Genomic DNA, 25,732 nt, shown 5'->3' with positions numbered 1-25,732 from the left:
GGGCATGACTGCAGTGGTGGAGCTGGCCGAGGTGTCGATCGTTCGTGGTGAGGCGCGGCTGCTCGACGGGATCGACTGGACCGTCGACGAAGCCGACCGGTGGGTGGTGATCGGCCCGAACGGCGCCGGCAAGACGACGCTGCTGCAGATCCTCGCGGCGCACATCCACCCGACCTCCGGAGTTGCCGGCCTGCTCGGCGAGGTGCTTGGAGCGGTCGACGTGTTCGAGTTGCGGCCGCGGATCGGCCTGACCAGTGCAGCCCTCGCCGACCGGCTTCCGCGCGGCGAACGCGTGTCGGACGTGGTGGTCTCCGCGTCGTACGCCGTACTCGGCCGGTGGCGTGAGGAGTACGACGAGTTGGACCACCAGCGGGCCAAGGAGCTGCTGACCGAGCTCGGCATCGGCCACCTCGGCGACCGGACGTTCGGCACGTTGTCCGAGGGGGAGCGCAAGCGGGTCCAGATCGCCCGCGCGCTGATGACGGACCCCGAGCTGATGCTGATGGACGAGCCCGCGGCCGGTCTCGACCTCACCGGGCGCGAGCAACTGGTCCGCTCGCTCAGCTCGATCGCGACCGCGGCCGGGGCACCGGCGATGGTCCTCGTCACCCACCACGTCGAGGAGATCCCACCCGGCTTCACCCACGCCCTGCTGCTCAAGCAGGGCCGGATCGTCTCGGCCGGCCCGATGGACGAAGCCCTCACCTCCGAAACCCTCAGCGAGACCTTCGACCTGGCCCTCTCCCTCAAGCAGGAAGACGGCCGCTACACCGCCCGAGCCCTTTGACCCCACCACCACCCCCTCGAGTGGGTCAGCCCACCAAAGTGTGGGTTGAACACCCGGAATCCGGGGCGCCAACCCACACTCTGGTTGGCTAACCCACCAGCGCGGGGTCGGATCCGGCGGAAGTCGTGGTGCGTCCGACAGGTTGTTGGCCTGCTTGGGGCCCTCAACCTGGATAGGCTTGGCAGATGATGGACTGGCTGCGGGACAACATTTGGGCGGCGTGGCTGACAGTTGCCGCCGTCCTCGGTCTGGCCGAACTGGCGTCGCTCGACTTCACCCTGCTGATGCTGGCGGCCGGTGCGCTGACCGCCGCCGGGGTGAGTGCCGTCGTGCCGGGGTTGCTGTGGCTGCAGATCGTCGTCGGGTTGATCACCTCCGCGGCGATGCTGGTCGCGATCCGTCCGTTGCTGGCCCGCAAGTTCCACCACGGCACGGAGCTGAAGACCGGCTCCGCGCACGTCATCGGCCGGACCGGCACCGTGGTCAAGGAGATCCACCCCGACGGCGGCGGTTCGATCAAGATCGGCGGCGAGCTGTGGACGGCCCGCCCGTTCGACGAGGTGTCCACGATCGCCCCGGGGACGCGGGTCGAGATCATGTCGATCGACGGCGCCACCGCGGTCGTCTATCCGGTCGGCGATTCTCTCCACCAACTCCCGCATCCCGGCAACCCGCAACCCGGCCAGGATCCGAAGCCCACCGACCCGCCGCAGAACTGATACACAGCCGATACCGCCGTACGGCGACCCTCGGTTGTGCGGGGGTGAGTTCACAGTAGTGTCGGTGGCGGGAGGACGACAGAAGTACCTGCGCGATCAGGCAGCCGACGCGCCGGGGAACCGGTACGGCGAGTGGACCGTCGATAGGAAAGACTGTCCGTCCTGAGGGTTCTGTCGAGTGGAGGGTCAAAAGTGACCGCGTTCCTCGTAGTGCTGGCATTGGTCGCCTTGCTGGTGATCGTCACGCTGGTCAAGTCGGTCCGGGTGGTGCAGCAGCAGACCGTTGGGATCGTCGAGCGGTTCGGCAAGTTCAAGACGGGTCTGCAGCCCGGCCTGAACCTGCTGACGCCGTTCGTCGACAAGGTCCGCTACACCATCGACATGCGCGAGCAGGTCGTCGCGTTCCCGCCCCAGGGCGTCATCACCGAGGACAACCTGATGGTGTCGATCGACTCCGTCATCTACTTCCAGGTGAACGACCCGGTCCGGGCGACGTACGAGATCTCGAACTACATCCAGGCGATCGAGCAGCTGACCATGACGACGCTGCGGAACATCATCGGTGGCATGGACCTGGAGCAGACGCTGACCTCGCGTGAGGAGATCAACGAGAAGCTCCGCTATGTGCTGGACGAGGCGACCGGCAAGTGGGGTATCCGGGTCAACCGGGTCGAGTTGCGCTCGATCGACCCGCCGCCGTCGATCCAGGACTCGATGGAGAAGCAGATGCGCGCCGACCGCGACAAGCGCGCCGCGATCCTGACCGCCGAAGGTATGCGGCAGTCCGCCGTCCTGTCGGCCGAGGGCCAGAAGCAGTCCGCGATCCTGACCGCCCAGGGTGACAAGGAGTCCCGGATCCTGCGTGCACAGGCCGAGCGGGAGGCCCGGATCCTGAAGGCGCAGGGTGAGGCGCAGGCCATCACCACGGTCTTCAACGCGATCCACGCCGGCAAGCCGGACCAGGGTCTGCTCGCGTACCAGTACCTGCAGATGCTGCCGTCGATCGCTCAGGGCGACGCGAACAAGCTGTGGATCGTGCCGAGCGAGATCGGCGACGCGCTCAAGGGTCTCGGCAGTGCGGTCGGCCAGGTGGCCGGCATCCCGCAGAAGGCCGAGGGTTCCTGGCAGGCGCCGGAGCTCGCCGACGGCCACGTGCCCGAGATCGAGGGCGTTTCGGACAGCACGCCGGACGCAGCGGTCGCCGAGGCCGACAATGCCGTCGCGGAGGCGATCGCCGCCGCGCAGAACGCGGCCGTCAGCACCCGCAGCCAGCAGCCGGCCACGCCGGCCGTCGGCCAGAACCCGGAGCCCCCGGTCCCGCCGTCGCCGGAGCCTCCGCTCGAGCGCTGAAACACGCTGAAAACAAGGCCCTCCGAGGGAAACCTCGGAGGGCCTTCTGCGTTGCGCACGACAAGGTTGTCTGCTCAACGGACGGACGGGTGAGCGGGGCGACCGGTCAGGTGCGTAAAGTCTGGCAGCGATGACATGGTTCGAGGCGCTGTTCGTCCTGCTGGCAGGGGTTGGCGCGGGCACGATCAACGCCGTGGTGGGATCGGGCACGCTGCTGACCTTCCCCGCGTTGCTTGCCGTCGGCATCCCGCCGGTGCTCGCGAACGTCAGCAACACCGTCGGCCTCGCGCCGGGCACGGCGGCGGGAGCCATCGGCTACCGGCGTGAGCTGGAAGGGCAGCGCGGCCGGATGATCCGCCTGGTCCCCGCGTCGTTGCTCGGCGGTGTCGTCGGGGGAGTCCTGCTGTTGACCTTGCCCGACTCCGCGTTCCACGCCGTCGTACCGGTCCTGATCCTGCTCGGGTGCGTGCTGGTCGCCTTCCAGCCCTGGCTGTCGCGGTGGATCAGTGCCCCGTCGCATCTGCACCGTGGCGCGTGGTGGGTGATTCCCGCAGTGTTTGCCACCGGCATCTACGGCGGGTATTTCGGTGCCGCCCAGGGCGTACTGCTGATGGCGATCCTGGGTCTGGGCCTGGACTCGAACCTGCAGCGGATGAACGGCTTGAAGAACGTGCTGGCCACGGTGGTGAACACCGTCGCCGCGGTGCTGTTCATCATCGTCGCCGACGTCGACTGGCTGGCCGCCGGCCTGATCGCGGTCGGCTCCACCATCGGCGGTTTCCTCGGCGCCCGCTACGGCCGCAAGCTCCCGCCGGTCGCACTCCGCGCGCTCATCGTCTGCATCGGCATCGTCGCCATCGTCACGATGGTGTTCTGACCTTCAGCCCGGCCAGCAGCAGGTCGAGACCGTAGTCGAACTGCTCGTCGCCGCCCGTCGTCCGGGCCAACTCGGGCGCGAGGTCGACGACGGTGGGGAACTCCCGTGCCGACAGTGACTCCATCGTCGTCCGCAACCGTCGCCAGGCTTCCGGGTCCCGGCGCTCGGCCGCCATCTGGATCTCCCAGGACGTTGCCCCGAGCACGTAGGTGAACAACGTGGTGTGCGTCCGCGCCGCCGTCTCCGGGTCGAACCCGGCCTTCCGCAGGACGCCGAGCAGCCCTTCGGCGACCCGGGCCGTCTCCTGCCCGCTCAGCGGCCGGCCGGCCAGAAGTTGCGCAAGGCAAGGATGTTGCAGCATCAGCAGCCGCAGCCCGCGACACACCGCCCGCACCTGATCCGGCCACGGCAGATCCTCCGGTACGGCGGGCAGCAGAGCCATCAGGTGGTTGCGGACGGCGTCGTACAGGTCGTCCTTGTTCCGGAAGTAGGTGTAGAGCGCCATCGGGCCGACGCCCAGCTCGGCGGCCAGGCCGCGCAGGCTGAACGCGTCGGCGCCCTTCGACTCCATCACGTCCAGCGCGGTACGCACGATCAGCTCGGAGCTGAGCGTGTTGCGTGGTGTCCTCGCCATGTGACGCACCTCCCTTCGACATCCATAACGTACAGTGTATAGTACGGTGTATGCGAGCGATAGAGATCACTGAGTTCGGAGGGCCCGAGGTCCTCAAGGTCAGCGACGTGCCGGAGCCGGTTGCCGGTGACGGGCAGGTGCTGATCACGGTCGATCGCGCCGGCATCAACTACGCGGACACGCACCAGGTCGAGAACTCGTACCTGTCCAAGACCGTGCTCCCGTTGATCCCCGGTGGCGAGGTCGTCGGCAGGACCGGCGACGGCCGTCGGGTGGTCGCGCTGCTCGGATCCGGTGGCTATGCCGAGAAGGCTGTCGCGCACGCGCCGTACGCGTGGGATGTTCCGGAAGGCGTCACCGACGGTCAGGCGCTCGCGCTTGTACTGCAGGGCACCACGGCCTGGCACCTGCTGAAGACGTCTACGCGTCTGCAGCCTGGTGAGTCCGTGCTGGTGCACGCCGGCGCCGGTGGTGTCGGGTCTCTCGCCGTGCAGCTCGCGAAGCTGTGGGGTGCGGGCCGCGTGATCGCGACCGCGTCCAGCGAGGAGAAGCGCAAGCAGGTGCTCGAGCTCGGCGCCGACGTGGCGATCGACGGTGAGCCGGAAGGTCTGAAGGCCCGGATCCTCGAGGCGAACGGTGGCAAGCCGGTCGACATCGTGCTGGAGATGGTCGGCGGACCGACGTTCGACGAGTCCTTCGCGGCGCTCGGTCGCTTCGGTCGCCTGGTCACCTTCGGTGCCGCGTCCCGCCAGGCTGCTGCGCCGATCGACTCGAGCCGGTTGATGAAGGGCTCGAAGACGATCGCCGGCTTCTGGCTGGCCGACTGCTTCCAGAACCCGGCCCTGCTGGCCGACCCGCTGGCCGAGCTGTTCGATCTGACCGCGAGCGGCAAGCTCACCCCGATCGTCGGCGGCGAGTACGCGCTGTCCGCCATCGCCACCGCCCACGAAGACCTGCGAGCCCGCCGGACCGTCGGCAAGCTCGTGCTCGACCCCACCCGCTGATCCCTCCCAGGAGAACTTCGAAAATGACCATTGCAGTAGAGAAGGTTCTGTACACCGCGAAGGCCACCGCCCACGGCGGTCGTGACGGCAAGGTCGCGACGAACGACGGCAAGCTCGACGTCGTCGTCGTACCGCCGGCCGAGATGGGTGGCAGCGGTCAGGGCACCAACCCGGAGCAGCTGTTCGCGGCCGGCTACGCAGCCTGTTTCCACAGCGCGCTCAAGCTGGTCGCCCGCAAGGCCCGGCAGGACTCCGACGGCTCGACCGTCACCGCGGAGGTCGGCATCGGCCCGATCAACGGCGGCACCGGCTACGGCCTGGAGGTCGTGCTCGAGGTGAGCCTGCCCGGCATCGACCGCGCCGTCGCCGAGGAGCTGGTGGCCAAGGCCCACGACGTCTGCCCGTACTCCAACGCCACCCGCGGCAACATCAAGGTCGACCTCAAGGTCGCCTGAGCCTCAAAGCCTGAGCGTCACCGAGACGCGATGAACCCCTGGGAACCTGAGGGTCCCGGGGGTTCAGTCCATCCGGGCCAGGGCTTCGCGCAGCAGGGCTTCGGTCTGCGACACCGGTGCCGCCGCGATGGTGAGGGCCTCCATGATCGCGACGTACTCGTCGACCTCTTCCAGCTTGTCCAGGTACAGCGCGCTGGCCGCGTGCTCGATGTAGACGATGTCGGGCAGGTCGCCCTCGGGGAACCGCAGGATGCTGAACGCGCCGCCCGCGCCCGGATACCCGACGCTGCTGAACGGCATGATCTGCAGGGTGAGGTTCGGCTGCTGGGCCCACTTCATCAGGTGCTCGATCTGCGCCCGCATGATGTCCTCGCCGCCGACCGGCCGGCGGAGCACGGACTCGTCGATGACCACCCAGAGGCGGGCCGGGTTCACCCGGTTGAGGACCTGCTGCCGGGTCACCCGCAGGGCGACCCGCTGCTCGATCTCCTCGGCCGGCAGGTACGCCTTGCCCATCTGTACGACGGCCCGCGCGTACTCCTCGGTCTGCAGCAGCCCCGGGACGAACATCACCTCGTAGGTCCGGATCAGCGTCGCCGCGACCTCCAGGCCGACGTAGTTGGTGAACCAGCTCGGCATCACGTCGCCGTACCGGGACCACCAGCCGGGGTTGTTGGCCGCCCGGGCCAGCTCCATCAGCCGGAAGCGCTCGTCCTCGTCCTGCATGCCGTAGAGCTCGAGCAGGTCACTGACGTCGCGTTCCTTGAACCCGACCCGGCCGAGTTCCATCCGGCTGACCTTGGACTCGGAGGCGCGGATCTGCCAGCCGGCGTCGGCGCGACTGATCCCGGCCTGCTCCCGCATCCGCCGCAGCTGTCCGCCGAGCATGATCCGGAGAGCGGTCGGTCCGCCGTCTCCACCAGCCACCGTCAAGCCCACACCCTCGCTTCACTCGGGGTCGGAGCCGAAGCCCCGCACCCGTCCACTCACCCATTTCAGCCCGCGATGCTACCGCCTGTCCACGGCAACAGGCGGTAAGCCGTCCACAAGTTACTCGCGGTAGGTCACCAGGGTTCGACGTCGGCGCCCGTCGCCGCGATCCAGAGGGCACGGAAGGCGGATCCGGCTCGACCGTTGAAGTCGTCGTCCGGCAACGCCGGGATCAGGTTCAGCACCGCGCCGAGGTGACCGCATTCGGCGGCCTGCCGGACGAGCACCTGGGTCGGGTGCCCACGCCTGGCACGCGGCGTCTTCAGCAGGGTGCCGTACTCGTCCACCAGCCCGGAGATCTCGGCCGGCGTCGGCCGGGGACCTCGGTCGCGCGCTTTGGCCTCGGCCTTTTCGAGTACGTCCTCGTACGCGTATCCATCGCCGAAGATCCGCGCCCAGTCACGAATCAGGTCCGGACGCCCGAGGGCCGCGAGCACCTGCACGCCTTCCCAGCCGTCGTACCAGCCCTCCTCGAGGTGCCCCAGGTATTCCTGCGCGCCGTCGTTTGAGTAGGAGACGTAGTCCGAAGCCGACGTGGTCTTGAGGGTGAACAGTTCCCGGGCGAGGTCGTCTCGTCCGGTTCGCACCAGGTACGCCAGGAAGGGGGTGCTGAAGAACGTCGACGGCGTGGTGGTTACGCCCTGCCAGACGGTGCGGGCCTCGTCGACGCGGCCGCATTCGACCAGCGCCCACGCAACGGCCAGGCGATGCTCGCCCGGATTGGTCTCGGGCTCGATCGCGGCCCGGGCGAACCAGGCATCACCTCGGGCGGTGTCGCCGAGCGCGGTGTACGCACCGGCGATCGACGACGCGATGAACGCCACGTTGTACTCGTCGAGTACGGCGTCGGTGTCGGCGTCGGTGATGGTGAAGACGGCCCGAGCCTCGTCGAGCCGGCCGGCGGCGGCCAGGATCAGCGCGACGTCGGCCGTGCCGCGGAGCCGCTGGCTCGGAGTGGGAACGGCCGCGAGCAGTTCCATCGCGCCCTGCGCTTCACCGCGCCGCGCGCGCAACCGGGCCGCGTAGCGGAGGCTCTCGCTGACATGGTGATCCCAGCCCGTGTGCAACGGCCGGACCGACTCCAATGCGAGCTGGAACAGGTCTTCCACGGTCGCTGTGTTCGGCGGCGGCCAGGTCTCGGCGGGCGCGGGTTCGGGTGCGCCGACGAATGGCTCGAGATAGTCGTCGTACGGCGCTCCGAGACGACCGGCCGCGGTCTCCGCGTCCGGAACGATGTCCAGCTCGCCCCACCACGTGGGCCAGGAGTACCGCCGGTCGACCACCCAGGCGAGCAGCTCGTCCAGGTCGTCGCGCCGGTCATCGGGGGCGATCACCAGTCCCGGTGCGAACGCCGCCGCCCAGGTGTCCTCGTCGAGGACGAACGAGGGGTCTCCGTGCTCCTCGTACTGGAGGTCAGCGCCGATGTCGTCACCGTCGAGCTCGAGCGGACGCGAGGCGTACGGCTCGCGCAGGAAGCGGAAGTCGCCGAGCACGTCGCCAGTAGACGCCTCGATGAATCGAAGGCTGGTCCGGCCGGCCGCGACGATCACGCCGTCGGCGCCCCAGAGCACACCGGCGATGTCCTCGGGTACGTCGAAGACGTCCACGCACTCCGGATGTTCCCCAGGCGACCAGATCTCGATCTGATCGGCCGAGGTGAGGCAGGCGGCGAAATCGCCGTCCGGCGACCAGGCCCACGGGGTGACGTCGGGAAGCTCCCAGTCCGCCTCCTTCGGCGCCACGTGGAGGTGGTGGCTGCGTCCGTCGGGGTCGTGCACAACGACGCGAGGGAAGTAGCGGTCGGTCAGGACCACGGCCAGCCGGCCACGGGCTCCCCAGCTCAGCTGGGCCCCCGGCATTCCGGGGAGCTCGGCCATCAGCGCACCGGTCTGGGCGTCGGCGATCAGCAGGCGCCCGTCCAGGTGAACCGCCAGCAGGCGCTCGTCGAGGCTCCAGGCCGGAGCCTGGCCGTGCGTCTCGGCGCCTTCGAGCCACACCACCTGGCCGCTGCGAACGTCGATCGACGCCGCCCACTTGCGCCGGCTGTAGCCGTAGATCCGCGATCCGTCCCGTGACCAGAAGACCTGCTCGAAGAAGAGTTCGTTATCGCCGAGCTGTTCCTTGATCGATGCCGGCAGGGACTCGGCCAGCCACGTGGGCTGCAGACCGTGCTCGTCGTACGCGTTGTAGAAGAAATGTCTCTCCTCTAGCGGCGCGATGCAGCCGTGTACCTCGCGCGGCGCCCGCATCCCGATGTAGGCGCGCGTTCCGTCGGGCGCGAACGCGAAGTCCGGCGGACGCGAACCGCCGTCGGTCACGGAGGCATCGCCGATCGGCTCCTCGCCGTCCGCACCGAACGGGTCCCACAACCCCACCATGTTCGTGTTGAACGCCAACGCGACCCGCTGTCCGTCCGGCGACCATTGAATGCTGCGCGCGTACCCGGGCCAGCCCACGCCACCGGGGATTCCGTCCAGCTTGTTGACACAGCGGCCGGTGTCGAGCTCCCAGACCTGCAGCACACCTCCGCGGTCGTAGTCGTCGCCGACCCACGAGCCGACCGCGAGGTAGCGCCCGCAGGGACTCAACGCCAGGGCGTCGATCTCGACCAGATGACCGTCGGGGTGGCGGAGTACCGCACCGGCCGACCTGATCTGCTCGGTCGCGAACCGGTGCGCGTCCGTCACGCCGTACTCCTGCTGGAGCTCGGCGAGCGCCGTGCGCAGTGGAGGCAGGTCACGAGAGGGCTCGAACGCAGACCAGTCGGCGTTCCGCAGTGCCGTCAGGAACTGGTCAGGACCGCTCGCGGCCGGAGGGAGCTCCGCGAACCCAGGTGGTGAGTTGTGCACCGCGGCACACTAGGGCACGGCCGGGGCGGCCTGGCTACAGTGGCGGGCATGGAGAACGAGATCAACGTGGTGGACGCGAAAGACCGGAGCCGGTACGAAGCGGTCGACTCCGAGGGCAACCTGATGGGCTTCGTCGACTACAAGCTGTACCCCGGGGTGATCACCTTCCTGCATGCCGAGACGCTGCCCGATTTCCGCGGTCGCGGGGTGGCTGGGGACATCGCCACGAAGTCGCTGGACGACGCACGGGCGCTCGGGCTGCGGGTCAAACCGGCCTGCCCGTTCTACCAGGACTTCCTCGAGGAGAACCCCCAGTACGCCGACCTCGTGAAGCGGGAGGGTGAGTGAGCGGGCCGGTGCTGGGCAAGCTTGACTGGCAGCCGGCTGCCGAGGTGCCGGAGTTGCTCGCGGAGCCGGTGCGTGACGGCCTCGGGTCGCTCGTGGGGTACGCGGCCGCGATCGATCCCGGTCTCGCGGACACGGCCGCGTTCTGCGCGGAGTACGACGTACCGATGGCCGCGTCGGCGAACTGCGTGATCGTCCACGGCAAACGGGCAGGTGAGTCGACGTACGCCGCGGTGATGGTGCTTGCCACCCACCGGGCGGATGTGAACGGCGTGATCCGCAAGCACCTCGGCGTCCGGAAGATCTCCTTCGCCGCCCAGGACGACGCGGTCAGCTCGACCAAGATGGAGTACGGCGGGATCACGCCGATCGGACTGCCCGCGGACTGGCCGATCCTGGTCGACGAGGCGGTCGCGGATGCCGGACCGGTCGTGATCGGCAGCGGCATCCGTGGGTCCAAGCTGCTCGTCGACGGCGCCGACCTCGCCAAGCTCCCGACCGCCGAGGTACTACAGCTCGCCTCACCCGTCAGCTGACAGACCCGCGGCTCAGCCGAGAGCTCGGCGGAGGGCGTCGAGTTTGTCGGCTTCCATCCGGCGGGTGATGGCTGCGCCGTGGACCATCGACGAGCCGTGGAACGTGCCCGGGTAGAGGTGCAGCTCGGTGCGGACTCCGGCCGCGACCAGGCGCTGCGCGTAGATCAGGCCCTCGTCGCGCAGCGGGTCGAACTCACACGTCGACACGAACGCGGGCGGCAGGCCGGTGAGGTCCTCGGCGCGGGACGGAGCGGCGTACTTGAGTCCGAGGTCGTCCGGCGTACCGGACAGGTAGTACTTCCAGCTCAGCTCGGCGGCGGGCCGGTTCCAGAGCGGAGTGTCGACGAACTCGATCATCGACGGAGTGTCGAGCCGGTCGTCGAGCTCGGGAATGTCGAGCAGTTGGAAGCGGAGCGCCGGGCCGTTCCGGTCGCGGGCGAGGAGGGCGACGCCGGCGGCGAGTCCGCCACCCGCGCTCTCCCCGCCGACGCCGATCCGGTCGGTGTCGACGCCCAGCTCACCGGCGTTCGCGGCCAGCCACTCGAGGGCGGCGTAGCAGTCCTCGAGGCCGGCCGGGAACGGGTGCTCCGGCGCGAGCCGGTAGTCGGGAGCGATCACGACGGCGCCCAATCCCGCCGCGATGTCGACCGGCGCCTGCTCGAACGTGTCGAGGTCACCCAGTACGAAACCGCCGCCGTGGATCTGCACGTATCCGGGCCGCGGCGTGCTCGACGGCTCGATCGGCGCGTAGATCCGCGCCCGGACCTCGGGGGCGCCGTCGCGACCGGGAATCGAGACCTCGCGGATCTCGATGCTGTCAGGCACCTGGACGGGCGGAAGCTGACTGACCAGCTCGGTGGCCTGGTCGCGGCTGGCGACGATGTCGGCCAGGTTGATCTCGGGCAGCATCGCCACCCAGGGCTGAAGTTCGGGGTCGATCGGGTAGTCAGTCATCGCGCTGTCTCCTTGCTCGAGGTGAGTCGAGCATGCGTTTCCACCATGTCACGCCGCAGCCGCCGGTTGGCGGGGATCCAGGCCCCGGATTCCGCCGTACGTCGGAGGACGCCGGACCGGGTCCGGCCCGGTAGCCTCGATTCATGAAGGGCCTGTTACTGCGGCTGTCCGGTCTGGACGCCGATGCGGAGAGTGCCGTCCGCGTGATCGGGTTCTTCGACGCCCTGATGACCGGCAAGGCCGATCTGACCACCCTGCTGAAGAGTACGGCGGCGCTGGCCGAGTGCCCGGTCGGGATCGAGGCGGCCGGTCGCGGCCTCGTGCTTCGGGCCGACCCGTCCGGCGCCATCGACATCGCCGGACCGCCCGCCGTCGCCCAAATGCGTGAGTACGGCGATGCGTCGTTCTGGCTGGCCCGGGACGGAGCCTCGCTGTCACTCGACGAGATCGTGCTCGAGCGGTTCGCTCTGGCCGGGTCGATCCTGCTCGACCGGACCGTGAGCAGCCTCCCGGCGGTCGGTGATCCGGCCCTGGTCGCGCTGGTCGTCTCGGCCTCCGCCGGCATCGCCGAACGCTCCCGCGCCTTGCACCTGCTCGGCATCGCGCCGACCGCGTCACTTCGGGTGGCGGTCTCGACCGGCCCGCCCGCGATGCGCTCGGTCTCGGCAGTCGTCGGTGACCAGGTGGTGAGCCTGTGGCCGGGCGACGTACCAGTCTCGGCGGCAACCGGGGTTCGGACTGGGATCGGGCCGGCCCTGCCTGCGATCCACGCGGCCGAGTCCTGGCGGGACGCGTGCACCGCCTTGCGGCTCGCGTCGCCCGAGGAGCCCGTGATCAGGACCGATGATCTCGGCGGTCTCCTGGTCCTGGCCGAGCGGTTGCGTCCGGAGGACATCGCGGCCTCACCCGACGTGGCTGCTCTCGACCGCATCGCGGCCGAGTCAGGAGGTGACGACCTCCTCGCCATCCTGCGCGCGTACTGCTTCACCGACTCGGTCCGGAAGGCCGCCGCGCTCGTCTACCGCCATCACAGCACCGTGGCCTACCGCCTGGAGCACGCGGAGAGCGTGCTCGGCTTCGAACTCGGCAATCCCAACGGCCGCTTCCGGCTCTATCTGGCCCTGGTGATGCGCGCATTAAGGTAGCCCGCGTGGGTTCACTCCTGATTGCCGGTACGACGTCCGACGCGGGCAAGACAACCGTGGTGACCGGGCTGTGCCGGTGGCTGGCGCGTCAGGGTGTGCGGGTGGCGCCGTACAAGGCACAGAACATGTCGAACAACTCGATGGTCTGTGCCGACGGCGCCGAGATCGGCCGGGCCCAGTGGATCCAGGCCGTCGCCGCCGGTGCCGAGCCGGAGGCCGCGATGAATCCGGTGCTGCTCAAACCGGGCAGCGATCGCCGCAGCCACGTCGTCCTGATGGGGGAGCCGTGGGGTGAGCTCACCGCGCGCGGGTTCCTGACCGAGCGGGCCGAGCTGGCCAAGGCGGCCTTCGCGGCGTACGACGATCTGGCGTCGAGATACGACGTGGTGATCAGCGAGGGCGCGGGCAGCCCGACGGAGATCAACCTGCGGCAGTCCGACTACGTGAACATGGGGCTCGCGCAGCATGCCCAGGCGCCGGTGGTCGTTGTCGGCGACATCGATCGCGGGGGAGTGTTCGCGTCGATGTTCGGCACGGTCGCGCTGCTGGATGCCTCTGATCAGGCGCTGCTCAGTGGGTTCCTGGTGAACAAGTTCCGCGGTGACGTGTCGCTGCTCCAACCGGGGATCGACATGCTGACGACCGTGACCGGCCGGCCGACGTACGGCGTGCTCCCGTGGCTGCCCGAGCTGTGGCTGGACTCCGAGGACGCGTTGGACATCCCCGTACGGCGGACCACCTCGGCCGACGTACTCACGGTCGCCGTGGTCCGGTTCCCCAGGATCAGCAACTTCACCGATCTCGATGCGCTCGCGGTCGAGCCGACCAACAATGTGTTCTTCACGACGAGCTCGGCCGAGGTGCGGGACGCGGATCTCGTCGTACTCCCTGGGTCGCGGGCGACCGTGGCGGACTTGGAGTGGTTGCGGGAGCACGGTCTGGCGGATGCGGTGGCCGCTCGGGTTGCCGCCGGGCGGCCGGTGCTGGGGATCTGTGGTGGGTATCAGTTGCTGGGTGGTGCGATCTCGGATCCGCACGGTGTCGAGGATGGTGGCGAGCACACCGGTCTCGAGCTGTTGCCGGTAGCAACGGTATTTGCCGCTGAGAAGGTGTTGGCTCGGCCGGCGCCGACGGCGTACGAGATCCATCACGGCGTCGTGACGGTCACGGGGGAGGCGGCTGACTTCCCGGGTGGATGCCGGGTTGGGAACGCGTGGGGCACGATCTGGCACGGGCTGCTCGATGACGATGCGGCGCGGCATGCGTTCCTGACCGAGGTCGCCGAGCTGACCGGCAAACCCGCCCCCGACGGCACGGTTTCGTTCGCCGCGCTTCGCGAGTCTCGCCTCGATCGGCTCGCGGACGCCATCGACGCACACGTCGACACGGGCGCTCTGATGAAGCTGATCGAGGGCGGCCCGACTGGGGCACCTTTCATCCCACCGGGTGCGCCGAAAACTGTCTGAGCGTCCTATTACTGTCCTCGGCATGACGGATCCTCTGGCGACCGAGCTGCAGAAGTACCTCCAGGACACGCGCGCGTTGCTGCTGGCGAAACTGGACGGGCTGTCGGAGTACGACCGGCGCCGCCCGCTGGTGCCGTCGGGGACCAACCTGCTCGGCCTGGTCAAGCACCTCGTCGGGATCGAGTACGTCTACCTCGGGACCAGCGTGGGCCGCCCGCCGGAGAAGCTGCTGCCGTGGGAAGAGGACGGCACGGTGTGGGAAGGCGCCGACATGTGGGCCCTGCCGTCCGAGAGCACCGAGTACATCACCGGCCTCTACCGAGCCGCGTGCGCCCACAGCGACCGCAGCATCGCCGAGCTCCCACTGGACACCCCGGCCGAGGTCCCGCACTGGGCCGAGCGCAAGCGCAGTACGACGTTCGGCGCTCTACTGGTCCGGGTCGTCGACGAGACCGCCCACCACGCCGGTCACGCCGACATCGTCCGCGAAATGATCGACGGTCAGGGCGGCCGCGACGCCGACCTGATGGACGAAGCCGCCTGGACCGACTTCTACACCAAGATCCAGCGCGCTGCCGAGACGTTCCGCTGAGCCTCAGCGGTTGAGGGCGTAGTCGGCCGCCTCCGCGGTCGTCATCGCGCGCCCGAGGTCGTGCTGCCGGCGGAACTCGGCCTCGTCGAGTTCCGCGCGGACGGCGGCGACGTTGTGGTCGTAGGCGAGCCGATCCGCGGGCCACAGCTTCGCGCCGATCTCGTCGAGCAGCCGGTCCGCCGCGCCGATCAACCGCGCGGCCCGGTTCGCGGTGCCGAACGAGGCCGCCACCCCGGCCAGTCCGACGAACGACAGCGCGATGCTCTGCTGGTAGCCCAACCTCTCCGCCTTCGTCAGCACGTCCCGGAACAGCGTCATCGCCAGCTGCAGCTCGCCCTGCCGATGGACCACGAAGCCGAGGTTGGAGTGGACGACGATATCGGCTGTCGACCCGGTCTGATCGGCCACGCCTGCGGCGATCGCCTCCTCGTAGAGTTTTCGGGCCGCCGCATGCTCGCCCTGCGCCCGGAACACCTCACCGAGATTGGTCAGGACCCGGCCGGCGTGCGACAGGTCGCCGAGCCGGCGAGACTGTTCGAGGGCTTCCTGGATCAGCCGGCGCGCGGTGTCGTAGTCACCACCGGCGTAGAACGCGTCCCCGAGTTTGGTCAGCGCGACCGCGACCCAGCGTTCGTCACCCTGCTCGCGGTAGGCCTGCAGGGATTGTTCCAGAAAGCGGCGGGCGGCGAGGTGGTCCCCGCGTTCCACCGCCATCACTCCCGCGCCGTACAGCAGCTCGGCCCGGACCGGGATGTCCTGCCCGGCGGTGACGGTCAGTGCTTTCGCGAGCCACTCCGCCCCTTCGGCCCAGTGGCCCCGGACGTACCAGAACCGCCTGAGCGATTGGGCGAGTCCAGCGGCCAGGGCAGCCCGCTCGATGTCTGCGACAGCCCATTCGAGTGCGCCGCGGAAGTTGTCGTGCTCGAGCTCCAGCAGCTCGAGGTCGTCGCCCTCGCCCGGCTTCCCACTTGGCTCCAACCGGGCGTTCCGGGCGAACTCGGCGTAGTACTCCGCGTGCCGGCGTTGCAACTCGGCGAGCTCGCCGCTGCCGGTCAGCATCTCCCGGGCAAACTCGTAGATCGTCTCGAGCATGGTGAACCGGGGCTCGCCGTCCGCGCTCTCGTGGTGGTTGACCAGGTTGTTCTCGACCAGCGACTCGACCCCGTCCAGTACGTCGATCTCCAGGCCGTCGGCGCAGACTGCCTCGATCGCCTCCAGCGTCCGCACACCGGTGAACACCGCGAGCCGCCGGAACAGCTGCCGCTCGGGTGGGGAGAGCAGCTCGTAGCTCCAGTTGATCGCGCCACGCAACGTTCGCTGCCGGTCGGACGCGTCCCGGGCGCCGCTGGTGAGCAGTTTCAGCCGGTTCTGCAACCGGGCCAGCATCGCCTGTGGCGTGAGCAGCCGGATTCGGGCCGCGGCCAGCTCGATTGCCAGCGGGAGACCGTCGAGCCGGACGCAGATCTCCGCGATCGCGGCCGAGTTCTCGGCGGTCAGCCGGAAGCCCGGCTTGATCGCGGTGGCCCGTTCGAGGAACAGCCGGACCGCTTCGCAGCGGGTCAGCTCGGCCGGTGCCGGCAACCGGGCGGTATCGGGCAGCGCGAGCGGCGGGACCGGGTACTCGTTCTCGCCGGTGATGCGCAGCGGCACCCGGCTGGTGACCAGCACCTTGACGCCGGGCGCGGCCGAGGCGAGCTCGCCGACCTGCGGAGCCGCCGCGGTCACCTGCTCGAAGTTGTCGACCAGCAGCAGCATCCGCTTGTCCCGCAGATTCGTCTTCAAGGTGTCGATGATCGGCTCGCCGGCCACCTCCTTCACCCCGAGGGCGAGCGCCATCGCCGGCGCGACCAGCTCGGCGTCGGTGACCGGCGCCAGGTTGACGAAGCTCACTCCGTGGTCGAATCGGTCGATCAGCTCGGCCGCTGCCTGCAGGCCGACGCGGGTCTTGCCGGTGCCGCCCGGCCCGGTCAGCGTCAGGATGTGGGTGTCGCGCGCCTCGGGTCGCGACAGCAGCGTGACCACCGCGTCGACTTCCTTCTCCCGGCCGATCAGCGCGGTCAGCTGCACCGGCAGATTGTTCGGCCGGATGTCGAGAGAGCGCAGCGGCGGGAACGAGTCCGCAAGCCCGGGGGCGTTGAGCTGGAAGACCTGTTGCGGTGCGATCAGGTCCCGCAGCCGGTGCTCGCCGAGGGCAACCAGTTCGACGGCCTCCGGCAACGCGTCGCGGACCAGTGCCTCGGTCACGGCCGAGAGCAGGATCTGTCCGCCGTGGCAGGTGGCAAGGATCCGTGACAGCCGGGACAGCGTGTGCTGTGCGTAGTACCCGTCGGCCTGCTGCTCGGCCGGCCCGGTGTGCACTGCCATCCGTACCTTGAGCGGGCCGATCGGCTCGGGCCACTCGGCCTCGAGCAGGGTGCTCTGGGCATCGACCGCGGCCTGGACCGCGTCGAGCGGCCGCTCGAAGATCGCGACGAAGCTGTCGCCCGCGGTCTCGAAGACGAGGCCGTCGTTGTCCGCGATCGCCGTACGCAGCAACGCGTTGTGGCGGCCCAGGGCGGTGCGCATCTGGTCCGGATGCCGCTCCCAGTTCCTGGTGCTGCCTTCGATATCGGTGAACAGGAAGGTGACCACACCGGTTGGAGGCAGACGAGTCTCCTGATTGAGTGCGGACACCGCGCCCCCTCCCCTCACCGCGATCCTGGGCACGATGGTAACGGTTGCCGAAACCGCTTGCCCGCGTCACTATCAGCACATGGCGATCCGTCGGCTGGGGGTCTCCGGTCGTCGGTTCGCGTCGGTCCGGGTGGTGTTCGCCAGCCGCTCATTACGGAACTGCCAACTCTCGTTGGCGCTGGTGCGGACCGCGGACCTGGCCCAGTTGGTGGCCATCTCGGCGTACCTGTTCGAGCAGAACGGCCTGGGCGGTGTTGCGGTGTACGGCGTGTTGCGCACCGTCGTACCCGCGGTCGGCGTGCCGATCGCCACCGCTCTGACCGGGAGGCTCGGCCACGGTCCGTTGCTGCGGGCAATGGCCGGGCTGTCGGCGGCGGCCTCGATCGGCGTCGTGGTGACGATGATCGCGGACGGTCCACTCTGGGTGCTCCTCGCTCTGGCGGCCCTGATCGGCGTCGCGGACGGGTCGTTCCGGCCGGTCACCTCGGCCTTGATGCCGTGCCTGGTGACGAAACCGTCCGAGCTTGTCGCCTGTACGGCGGCGGCCGGGTTCCTGGACGGTGCGACGACTCTGCTGGGTCCGCTGCTGGCCGGCTTACTGCTGGCTGTCGGCGGGCCGATGTGGACGATCGCCGTCACCGCGGTGTTGCTGATCGCTGCCGGGTTGCTGGCCGGACGGCTGCAGGCACCGGCCATGCTGGCTCCCGCTGCCGAGACCCCGCGGCGGGCGGCTGCGGTCCGCGCGTTGTTCGGCAAGCCGGAGGCTGCCGTGATCGCCGTACTGGTGCCTTGCCAGACGATCGTTCGCGGTGCCCTGAACGTCATCGTCGTCGTCTTCGTGATCGAGTCCTTGCACCTCGACGACAGCGCGATCGGGTTGCTGCTCGGCGCGATCGGAGTTGGCGGCATGCTTGGCCTGCCCGCGGCGCTCGCCATCGCCGGTGTCGGCCGGCTGTACCGCTCGCTCGGGATCGGCCTGGTGCTCTGGGGTACGCCCCTCGCCCTGGCAGCGGCGTTCCCCCATTTCGCCGTGGCCGCGGTGCTGTTCGCGATCGTTGGTGTCGGCAACGTTCTGCTCGATGTCAGCGCGTTCAGCGCGTTGCCGCGTGCGGTGCCCGACCACGCCCAGGCGAAGGCGTTCGGCCTGCTCGAGGCGCTGTTCCAGGTCGGGATGGCGCTCGGGGCCGCGCTCGCCGGAGTGCTCGTCGACCTGATCGGCGTCCGCGGTGCGCTGGTGAGCATCGGAGTGTTCCTGCCGGTTGCCGCCGTGGTGGCGGTGCCGTGGCTGCGCCGGTTCGACGCGCGGCTGGAACGGCATGATGTCGAGGTGGATCTGTTGCGACGGCAGTCGTTGTTCGCCGGCCTGCCGATTCCGGTGCTGGACAACCTTGGGACGCGGCTGGGGCGGGCCGAGTTCAGTGAGGGCGACGTGATCATGGCCGAGGGGGAGTACGGCGACCGCTACGTGCTGATCGCCGACGGGACCGTGACGTTCAGCCAAGGAGGCGCTGTCATCAACGTACTCGAGACCGGCGCCGCGTTCGGTGAGATCGCGCTGCTTCGTGACACGCCGCGGACCGCGACGGCGACCGCGACGTCGCGCGTCTCGGCCCGAACCCTGGACCGGGACGCCTTCCTGGCCGCCTTGGGCTGTGATCCACGGGCTCGCCTCGCAGCGGACGCGGTGGCCGACGAGCGGCTGGCCCGTCGGCCCTCGACGGAGTGATCCGCAAGACTGGTGGGGTGAGTGACGGGCTGACGGCTTTCCAGCGGGTGCGCGGACGGTTGTTCGGGATCGCGTATCGGATGCTCGGTACGGCGAGCGATGCCGAGGAGATCGTTCAGGAGGCGTGGCTGCGGTGGCAGGGCGTCGACCAGGAGGCGGTGAAGGATCCCGGCGCGTTCCTGGCGAAGGTGGTCACCAACTTGTCGATCAAGCAGCTGACGTCGGCTCGGGTACGGCGGGAGACGTACGTCGGGGAGTGGTTACCGGAGCCGGTGCTCACCGGCCGGTATTTCAGCGAGCTCGGCCCGCTGGAGCTGGTTGCCGAGCGCGAGTCGGTGTCGTTCGCCTTGCTCCTCCTGCTCGAACGGCTGACTCCGGCCGAGCGAGCGGCGTACGTCCTGAGGGAGGCCTTCGGTTACAGCCATCGCGAGGTCGCCGAGCTGATCGGCACCTCCGAGGCCAACGCCCGGCAACTCGCGTCCCGTGCGGCCAAGCGGGTGGCCGCCGAGCAACCGCAGGAGCGCGAGGTCGATCCGGGGGAGTGGCGGAAGCTGGTCGAGCGGTTCATCGCGGCCGCCCGGCTCGGTGAGATCGGCGAGCTGGAGGCGTTGCTCGCCGAGGACGTCGTGTCGCGGGCCGACGGCGGCGGCAAGACGTTCGCGGCCCGGAACGCGATCACCGGCCGCGACCGCGTCGCCCGGTACCTGGTCGGCGTGCTCCAGCGGTTCGGCCAGGGCATCGAAGCCCGGTTCGGCGAGGCGAACGGCCGGCCGGCACTCGTTGCCGTCAGCCCCGAAGGTGTCGAGGCGGTCTGCTTCATCGAGTTCGCCGGCGACCAGGTCAGCGAGCTGGAGTTCGTGATGAATCCGGACAAGCTCACGTTCGCACTCGGTCAGCTGTCACGAATCGGAGGGCTGCGGGATCTGGACTGGTGAACCCGAAAGGACACCAGATGGCAACTATTCTCGTCACCGGTGGTACCGGCACCCTTGGCCGGCCCACCGTTGAACACCTTCGCGCGGCCGGTCATGACGTCCGCGTCCTCAGTCGTACGACGGGACCGGGGGTGATCACCGGAGACCTGACGCGCGGCAGCGGTATCGCGGCTGCTGTCGATGGCGTCGACACGATCGTGCATCTCGCGACCGCACTCGGCCGGCGGGACGTGCCGCAGACGCGCAACCTGCTCCAGGTCACGCCGGCGTCGACTCACGTGGTGGTCATGTCGATTGTCGGCATCGACCGGATCCCGCTGCCGTACTACCGGTACAAACTCGAGGTCGAACGGCTGGTCGCGGACTCCGGGACGCCGTACACGATCTTGCGGGCGACCCAGTTCCACAACCTGATCGACCGGATCTTCAGCGTGCGACTTCCAGTACTTCTTGCTCCTTCGGTCACGCTGCAGCCGATCGCGGTCGAGGATGTCGCCGTCCGTCTGACCGAACTCGTCGCCGATCTGCCGGTCAACGGTCGCGCGCCCGATATCGGTGGTCCGGAGCGACGGCGAGTCGCTGACCTCGCCCGGGTCTGGAAGGCCGCTCGGTCTTCTCGCCGACCGGTGGTCGGGGTCCGCGTGCCCGGCAAGGTGTTCCGCGCGTATGCGTCCGGTGCCGCGCTGGTCGACGGGCCGTCGTACGGTCGGATCACGTTCGAGGAGTACGTCGGATGAGGGGCTATGTGCGGTCCGTCCTGGTCGTGTTCGCGGCGTACCAGGTGGTCCTCGGGTTGGCGTTGACGTTCTTCCCCGCGGAGTTCTACAAGCTGCCGACGGTCGACTGGACGCCGCCGTACAGCGAGCATCTGTTCCGCGACTTCGGGGGCGCGACGCTCGGCCTGGCGATCGTGCTGATCGCGGCCGCGGTCCGGTTCGACCGGCTGCTCACGGTCGTCGCGCTGCTCGCGTACCTGGCGTTCGCGGTCCCGCACCTGTTCTTCCACCTCGGCCACCTCGAGGGTGACTCGCCCGGCTGGTCGGCCGTGCTGGCCGCGGTCACCACGCTGAGCGTGCTCGTTCCGGCGAGCGCTCTCGTCGTGGCGCGCAGGATGACTTGACGACTGTGACAGTAGGACTGTCACAATAGCGGGCATGGGTCCACTCCAGGGGGTCAAGATCGTCGAGCTGGCCGGGATCGGCCCGGGGCCGTTCGCCTGCATGATGCTGGCCGAGCTCGGCGCCGAGGTCCTCCGCATCGACCGGCCCGGCGGCGGCCTGTCCTTCGGGCCGCCCGAGCTCGACCTGGTCAACCGCGGTCGCCGCAGCGTGGCCCTGGACCTGAAGAATCCGGCCGCGATCGACGTCGTACGGCGATTGGTCGCGCAGGCCGATGTACTGGTCGAAGGGTTCCGGCCCGGAGTCGCCGAGCGGCTCGGGCTCGGACCCGACGACCTGCACGCGATCAACCCTCGGTTGGTCTACGGGCGGATGACCGGGTGGGGTCAGGACGGTCCGCTGGCTCAGTCCGCCGGGCACGACATCGACTACATCGCGCTGTCGGGTGCTCTGCACCTGATCGGTCGTGCGGGCGGTCCGCCGCAGGTGCCGGCCAACGTGCTCGGCGACTTTGCCAGTGGCTCGCTGTACCTCGTCATCGGCGTACTGGCCGCACTGCACGAAGCAGAGCAGAGCGGCCGTGGTCAGATTGTCGACGCGGCGATTGTCGACGGTTCCGCCCACCTGACCACGATGATGCTCGGCGCCCTCGCGGCCGGCGCGTGGAAGCAGGAACGCGGCACGAACCTGCTCGACACCGGTGCGCCGTTCTACGACGTGTACGAGACCTCGGACGGCAAGCACGTGGCGGTCGGCGCCCTGGAGCAGCCGTTCTACGACGAGCTCATCGCCAAGCTCGGCATCACCGTCCCGGATCGCAACGACCCGGCCAACTGGCCCGAGCTCCGCAAGGTGTTGACCGAGACGTTCCTGCAGCGCACCCAGGCCGAGTGGGCAGACGTGTTCGACGGCTCGGACGCCTGCGTCACTCCGGTTCTCCCACTCGCCGCCGACCACCCCCATCTCGTTGCCCGGGGCACCTTTGTGGACAAGGACGGCGTCCGCCAGGCCGCCCCCGCCCCACGCTTCTCCCGTACGCCGACCAGCCTCGACCGACCGCCCGCCCGGGCCGGCCAACACACCCGCGAAGCCCTCGCCGACTGGGGCATCACCGATATCGACGACCTGCTGAACGCCGGCGCGGCCGTTCAGGACTGAGAGGAAACCGCCCGTGGAACGTCAGCTGTTCGACGCCGATCACGATGCCTTCCGGGAGACCGCGCGAGCGTTCTGCGACAAGGAGATCGTGCCGCATCACGACGCCTGGGAGGAGGCGGGCATCGTCCCGCGCGAGGTCTGGACCGCAGCCGGCCATGCGGGGCTGCTCGGTTTCATGATGCCGGAGGAGTACGGCGGTGGCGGTGCCCGCGACTTCCGGTTCAACGCGGTCGTCATCGAGGAACTGACCCGGGCCCGCGCGAGTGGGGTCGGCTTCGCGATCCACACCGACATCAATTCGGCGTACCTGCTCGACTATGCCACCGACGAGCAGAAGGCACGCTGGCTGCCCGGGTTCTGCTCCGGTGAGACCATCACCGCGATCGCGATGACCGAGCCCGGTGCCGGCAGCGACCTGCAGGGCATCCAGACCACGGCTCGGCGCGATGGCGACCATTACGTGCTGAACGGCCAGAAGACGTTCATCTCCAACGGGATCCTGGCCGACCTGGTCATCGTCGTCGCGAAGACCGACCCGGCGGCCGGCGCTCAAGGGATCTCGCTGCTCGTGGTCGAGCGCGGGATGCCCGGGTTCGAGCGCGGCCGCAACCTGGACAAGATCGGCCTCAAGGCGCAGGACACCGCCGAACTGTTCTTCGACAACGTCCGGGTACCGGTCGCGAACCTGCTCGGCGAGGAGGGCAAGGGCTTCGTCTACCTGATGGAGAAGCTGCCGCAGGAACGCCTCGCCATCGCGGTGGTCGCGGCCGCGGCGTGCGAGAACCTGCTGGCCACGACGCTCGAGTACGTGAAGGACCGCAAAGCGTTCGGCCGCCCGATCGGCTCGTTCCAGAACAGCCGGTTCGTGCTCGCCGAGATCGCCACCGAGACCCAGATCGCCCGCGTCTTCGTCGACCGGTGCATCCAGGAACTCAACGCCGGCACGCTGACCGTGGCCGAGGCCGCGATGGCGAAGTGGTGGACCACCGAGCTGCAGAAGAGGGTGGTCGACCGCTGCCTGCAGTTGTACGGCGGCTACGGCTTCATGACCGAGTACCCGATCGCCAAGGCCTACCTCGACACCCGCATCCAGACCATCTACGGCGGCACCACCGAGATCATGAAGGAGATCATCGGGCGGACGATGGGGGTGTAGCCGTCACTCGTCCGCCGGGGCGTCCTCGCTCGGCGGCGTCACCTCCGCGTCGGGATCCGCCGGCGGCACTGGCTCGGTGGCTCGCTTGGGCACCGGTGCTTCGGTGACGACAGTGGGGCGTAAAGCGAACCATTCGCTCATCAGCGCTTCCCTCCCGGCAGCCGCGGCCGCCGAGGTCTGGAGACCAGAATTCTAGTTCGCTCCCGCGCTCGCCGCCTGTCGATCGCGCCTGTCGGAGGGCTGGACATCCGGCCGAGTCGTGATTGACTTCCCTCAGGTGCGAAGAGGGAGGTCGCGATGGGGATCGTGTCGCCGGGGTTCACCGGGCGTCGGCGGGGTGGGTCGGATCTTCCGCCGGGGCAGTATCAGACGCAGGACTTCCCGGTGCTGTCCGCCGGGCCGACACCGCACATCCGGACCGAGCACTGGGAGTTCACTGTCACGACAGAGACGGGTGAGGCGTACCGGTGGGACTGGGCCGGCCTGCTCGGAATGCCGGCCGAGGAGATCACCAAGGACATCCACTGCGTGACCAGGTGGTCGAAGTTCGAGACGAGCTGGAAGGGCGTCTCGCTCGACACCTTGCTCGCCGACGTCGAGACCGCCGCCGACTTCGCGCTCGCGCACAGCTACGGCGGCTACACGACCAACCTGCCGCTGGAGGACCTGCTCGACGGCCAGGCCTGGATCGCCTACGAGTACGACGGCGAGCCGCTGGATCCCGAACACGGTGGTCCGGCCCGCCTGCTCGTGCCACATCTGTACTTCTGGAAGAGCGCCAAGTGGGTCCGCGGGCTTGTCCTGTCCGACAGCGAGGACCTGGGCTTCTGGGAGACCGCCGGTTACCACGAGTACGGAGATCCATGGAAAGAACAGCGATACGCCGGCGACTGACCTGGCAGGTTGCCACGGTGACCGACGTACGGCGTGAGACGGAGACCGCTCGCACACTCGTTCTCGCCGTGCCGGAGTGGCCTGGGCACCTGGCTGGTCAGCACCTCGACGTGCGGCTGACCGCACCGGACGGCTATCGGGCCTCCCGGTCGTACTCGATCGCGTCCGCGTGGACCGGTGACACGATCGAGCTGACCGTCGAGCAGGTGCCGGACGGCGAGGTCTCGCCGTACCTGGTCGATGTACTGAAGGTCGGCGATCCGCTGGAGATCCGCGGGCCGGTCGGCGGCTGGTTCGTGTGGAAGCCGGAGCAGGAGGGGCCGGTGCAGCTGATCGGCGGGGGATCGGGGATCGTTCCGCTGATGGCAATGCTGCGCACCCATGCAGAGGCGGACAGTACGACGCCCGTCCGCCTCCTCTATTCGGTACGACGTCCCACCTCGGTGATCTACGTGGACGACCTGAAGACGCTGGCCGCGGGGGACCACGTCGACGTACGCCTCGTGTACACGCGGGAAGCGCCGCCGGGGGAGCCGCGCATCGGGCGGATCGACGCCGACCACATCGAGGAGTTCGCCTTCACGCCGGCGGAGTCGCCGACGACGTACGTGTGTGGCCCGACGCCGTTCGTGGAAACGGTGGCGGACCTGCTGGTCGCGGCCGGACACGACCCGGCCCGAGTGAGAACCGAACGTTTCGGCCCGACAGGAGGCCCGCGATGACCGAAGTCAGGTATCTCGACGGCAACGCGGCGGCGGGTGCCCTGAGCGAACTCTTCGCGGTCGACATCACCGCGGCGATCGCTCGCTGCGCCGGGTGCGGCCAGACCGGTGTGTTCGCCGACACGAGGCTGTACGTCGATGCACCTGGGCTGGTCGCCCGTTGCGTCGGCTGCGACGGCGTACTCCTCCGGGTCGTCACCACGCCGACCGACACCTATCTGGACCTGCGTGGCCTCACCTACCTCAAGGTGCCCAACGAGTGATCTGTCGTCGCGTTGTCGTGCACGGGCGCGTCCAGGGAGTGTTCTTCCGGGACAGCTGCCGTCGAGAGGCGCGGCGGGCGGGCGTCCGCGGATGGGTGCGGAACGCGCCTGACGGCACCGTCGAGGCGCTCTTCGAGGGAGCCGAGGAAGACGTCGAGCGAATGGTCGAGTGGGTCCGGCACGGGCCGACGTACGCCCGGGTCGAGCGGGTCGACGTCGTCGAGGAGCGGCCGAGCGGCCACACCGGCTTCGTGATCACCGTCTGAAGCAATCACTGAGAACCCCAGCCAGGGACTGGCTGGGGTTTCTTTACGTGGCTGGATCTTGACAGCGTGCACACACCTGAGGTTTTGTAACACGATCTGGTGCGAAGTTAACAGGATC

27 protein-coding genes are annotated in these 25,732 nt (G+C 69.0%); 21 read left to right on the top strand and 6 right to left on the bottom strand.

Annotation, left to right across the window (positions count from 1 at the left end):
* Positions 1 to 4: 4 nt before the first annotated feature.
* The 4 genes from V9K99_RS17425 (at position 5) to V9K99_RS17410 (ending at position 3,733) form a co-directional block, all read left to right on the top strand.
* Entirely contained in the window at positions 5 to 787 is a 783-nt protein-coding gene (locus V9K99_RS17425) for an ABC transporter ATP-binding protein (RefSeq protein ID WP_336999926.1), read from the top strand.
* A 185-nt stretch (positions 788 to 972) separates the two neighbouring features.
* The gene (locus V9K99_RS17420) at positions 973 to 1,506 is read left to right on the top strand and encodes an NfeD family protein (protein ID WP_336999927.1); all 534 of its coding nucleotides are present in this window, start codon (positions 973 to 975) and stop codon (positions 1,504 to 1,506) included.
* 192 nt (positions 1,507 to 1,698) lie between these two features.
* On the top strand, positions 1,699 to 2,856 hold the full coding sequence (locus tag V9K99_RS17415) for an SPFH domain-containing protein (RefSeq protein ID WP_336999930.1): 1,158 nt from the start codon (positions 1,699 to 1,701) through the stop codon (positions 2,854 to 2,856).
* A gap of 130 nt (positions 2,857 to 2,986) precedes the next feature.
* Positions 2,987 to 3,733: a sulfite exporter TauE/SafE family protein gene (locus V9K99_RS17410; RefSeq protein WP_336999932.1), complete on the top strand. Its 747-nt coding sequence runs from the start codon at positions 2,987 to 2,989 to the stop codon at positions 3,731 to 3,733.
* On the opposite strand, the gene V9K99_RS17405 is transcribed toward V9K99_RS17410, so the two are convergent.
* Positions 3,717 to 4,367 (bottom strand): TetR/AcrR family transcriptional regulator, encoded by a 651-nt coding sequence (locus V9K99_RS17405; RefSeq protein WP_336999934.1) that lies wholly within the window; start codon positions 4,365 to 4,367, stop codon positions 3,717 to 3,719. The genes V9K99_RS17410 and V9K99_RS17405 overlap by 17 nt on opposite strands.
* Positions 4,368 to 4,417: 50 nt before the next feature.
* On the opposite strand from V9K99_RS17405, the gene V9K99_RS17400 reads away from it, so the two are divergent.
* Complete coding sequence (locus V9K99_RS17400) at positions 4,418 to 5,371, top strand: quinone oxidoreductase family protein (protein ID WP_336999936.1); 954 nt, start codon at positions 4,418 to 4,420, stop codon at positions 5,369 to 5,371.
* Positions 5,372 to 5,394: 23 nt separating this feature from the next.
* Positions 5,395 to 5,826, top strand: a complete 432-nt coding sequence (locus V9K99_RS17395; RefSeq protein WP_336999938.1) for an organic hydroperoxide resistance protein — start codon at positions 5,395 to 5,397, stop codon at positions 5,824 to 5,826.
* Positions 5,827 to 5,889: 63 nt separating this feature from the next.
* Here V9K99_RS17395 and V9K99_RS17390 read toward each other — a convergent pair whose 3' ends face one another.
* The gene (locus tag V9K99_RS17390) at positions 5,890 to 6,714 is read right to left on the bottom strand and encodes a helix-turn-helix domain-containing protein (RefSeq protein ID WP_337000293.1); all 825 of its coding nucleotides are present in this window, start codon (positions 6,712 to 6,714) and stop codon (positions 5,890 to 5,892) included.
* A gap of 176 nt (positions 6,715 to 6,890) precedes the next feature.
* Positions 6,891 to 9,665, bottom strand: a complete 2,775-nt coding sequence (locus V9K99_RS17385) for a WD40 repeat domain-containing protein (RefSeq protein WP_336999940.1) — start codon at positions 9,663 to 9,665, stop codon at positions 6,891 to 6,893.
* A 48-nt stretch (positions 9,666 to 9,713) separates the two neighbouring features.
* Between V9K99_RS17385 and V9K99_RS17380 the strand changes: the two genes are divergently transcribed.
* Together V9K99_RS17380 and V9K99_RS17375 are read left to right on the top strand one after the other, a co-directional pair.
* On the top strand, positions 9,714 to 10,013 hold the full coding sequence (locus tag V9K99_RS17380) for a GNAT family N-acetyltransferase (RefSeq protein ID WP_336999942.1): 300 nt from the start codon (positions 9,714 to 9,716) through the stop codon (positions 10,011 to 10,013).
* On the top strand, positions 10,010 to 10,546 hold the full coding sequence (locus V9K99_RS17375) for a YbaK/EbsC family protein (protein WP_336999944.1): 537 nt from the start codon (positions 10,010 to 10,012) through the stop codon (positions 10,544 to 10,546). Before V9K99_RS17380 ends, V9K99_RS17375 begins: the two co-directional genes overlap by 4 nt.
* Before the next feature lie 12 nt (positions 10,547 to 10,558).
* Here the strand turns inward: V9K99_RS17375 and V9K99_RS17370 are convergent, their stop codons facing one another.
* Positions 10,559 to 11,500, bottom strand: a complete 942-nt coding sequence (locus tag V9K99_RS17370; protein WP_336999946.1) for an alpha/beta hydrolase — start codon at positions 11,498 to 11,500, stop codon at positions 10,559 to 10,561.
* Between the two features lie 143 nt (positions 11,501 to 11,643).
* On the opposite strand from V9K99_RS17370, the gene V9K99_RS17365 reads away from it, so the two are divergent.
* From V9K99_RS17365 to V9K99_RS17355, 3 genes are read left to right on the top strand one after another with little or no spacing between them, the layout of a single operon-like run.
* Positions 11,644 to 12,645, top strand: a complete 1,002-nt coding sequence (locus tag V9K99_RS17365) for a PucR family transcriptional regulator (protein ID WP_336999948.1) — start codon at positions 11,644 to 11,646, stop codon at positions 12,643 to 12,645.
* 5 nt (positions 12,646 to 12,650) lie between these two features.
* A complete protein-coding gene (locus tag V9K99_RS17360; RefSeq protein ID WP_336999950.1) occupies positions 12,651 to 14,111 on the top strand; it encodes a cobyric acid synthase in 1,461 nt (486 codons plus the stop codon).
* Between the two features lie 22 nt (positions 14,112 to 14,133).
* Entirely contained in the window at positions 14,134 to 14,703 is a 570-nt protein-coding gene (locus V9K99_RS17355; RefSeq protein ID WP_336999951.1) for a DinB family protein, read from the top strand.
* 3 nt (positions 14,704 to 14,706) lie between these two features.
* On the opposite strand, the gene V9K99_RS17350 is transcribed toward V9K99_RS17355, so the two are convergent.
* A complete protein-coding gene (locus tag V9K99_RS17350; RefSeq protein ID WP_336999952.1) occupies positions 14,707 to 17,376 on the bottom strand; it encodes an ATP-binding protein in 2,670 nt (889 codons plus the stop codon).
* Between the two features lie 79 nt (positions 17,377 to 17,455).
* On the opposite strand from V9K99_RS17350, the gene V9K99_RS17345 reads away from it, so the two are divergent.
* Genes V9K99_RS17345 through V9K99_RS17320 form a run of 6 tightly spaced genes read left to right on the top strand, consistent with a single transcriptional unit; the run spans position 17,456 to position 23,469 of the window.
* Positions 17,456 to 19,102: a cyclic nucleotide-binding domain-containing protein gene (locus V9K99_RS17345; RefSeq protein WP_336999953.1), complete on the top strand. Its 1,647-nt coding sequence runs from the start codon at positions 17,456 to 17,458 to the stop codon at positions 19,100 to 19,102.
* A 17-nt stretch (positions 19,103 to 19,119) separates the two neighbouring features.
* The gene (locus tag V9K99_RS17340) at positions 19,120 to 20,037 is read left to right on the top strand and encodes an RNA polymerase sigma-70 factor (protein ID WP_336999954.1); all 918 of its coding nucleotides are present in this window, start codon (positions 19,120 to 19,122) and stop codon (positions 20,035 to 20,037) included.
* 17 nt (positions 20,038 to 20,054) lie between these two features.
* Entirely contained in the window at positions 20,055 to 20,774 is a 720-nt protein-coding gene (locus V9K99_RS17335) for an SDR family oxidoreductase (protein ID WP_336999955.1), read from the top strand.
* Positions 20,771 to 21,157, top strand: coding sequence for a hypothetical protein (locus V9K99_RS17330; RefSeq protein ID WP_336999956.1), 387 nt, complete (start codon positions 20,771 to 20,773; stop codon positions 21,155 to 21,157). Before V9K99_RS17335 ends, V9K99_RS17330 begins: the two co-directional genes overlap by 4 nt.
* 34 nt (positions 21,158 to 21,191) lie before the next feature.
* Entirely contained in the window at positions 21,192 to 22,313 is a 1,122-nt protein-coding gene (locus V9K99_RS17325; RefSeq protein ID WP_336999957.1) for a CaiB/BaiF CoA transferase family protein, read from the top strand.
* 13 nt (positions 22,314 to 22,326) lie between these two features.
* On the top strand, positions 22,327 to 23,469 hold the full coding sequence (locus tag V9K99_RS17320; RefSeq protein WP_336999958.1) for an acyl-CoA dehydrogenase family protein: 1,143 nt from the start codon (positions 22,327 to 22,329) through the stop codon (positions 23,467 to 23,469).
* 3 nt (positions 23,470 to 23,472) lie between these two features.
* Here V9K99_RS17320 and V9K99_RS17315 read toward each other — a convergent pair whose 3' ends face one another.
* Positions 23,473 to 23,610 carry a hypothetical protein gene (locus V9K99_RS17315; RefSeq protein ID WP_336999959.1) on the bottom strand — a complete coding sequence of 46 codons (138 nt, stop codon included), beginning with the start codon at positions 23,608 to 23,610 and terminating at the stop codon, positions 23,473 to 23,475.
* Between the two features lie 156 nt (positions 23,611 to 23,766).
* Here V9K99_RS17315 and V9K99_RS17310 point away from each other — a divergent pair, with 156 nt between their 5' ends.
* Genes V9K99_RS17310 through V9K99_RS17295 form a run of 4 tightly spaced genes read left to right on the top strand, consistent with a single transcriptional unit; the run spans position 23,767 to position 25,614 of the window.
* A complete protein-coding gene (locus tag V9K99_RS17310) occupies positions 23,767 to 24,363 on the top strand; it encodes a sulfite oxidase-like oxidoreductase (RefSeq protein ID WP_336999960.1) in 597 nt (198 codons plus the stop codon).
* Complete coding sequence (locus V9K99_RS17305) at positions 24,333 to 25,085, top strand: ferredoxin reductase (protein ID WP_336999961.1); 753 nt, start codon at positions 24,333 to 24,335, stop codon at positions 25,083 to 25,085. Before V9K99_RS17310 ends, V9K99_RS17305 begins: the two co-directional genes overlap by 31 nt.
* Positions 25,082 to 25,348: a DUF6510 family protein gene (locus tag V9K99_RS17300; protein ID WP_336999962.1), complete on the top strand. Its 267-nt coding sequence runs from the start codon at positions 25,082 to 25,084 to the stop codon at positions 25,346 to 25,348. Before V9K99_RS17305 ends, V9K99_RS17300 begins: the two co-directional genes overlap by 4 nt.
* Positions 25,345 to 25,614, top strand: coding sequence for an acylphosphatase (locus V9K99_RS17295; RefSeq protein ID WP_336999963.1), 270 nt, complete (start codon positions 25,345 to 25,347; stop codon positions 25,612 to 25,614). Before V9K99_RS17300 ends, V9K99_RS17295 begins: the two co-directional genes overlap by 4 nt.
* The last annotated feature ends 118 nt before the right edge of the window (positions 25,615 to 25,732 follow it).

It is taken from the genome of Kribbella sp. CCNWLW201 (assembly GCF_037203805.1).
In the GTDB taxonomy this organism is placed as follows: Bacteria; Actinomycetota; Actinomycetes; order Propionibacteriales; family Kribbellaceae; genus Kribbella.
The sequence above is the reverse complement of the archived record's forward strand: the minus strand, read 5'-3'. Positions and strand labels throughout refer to the sequence as shown.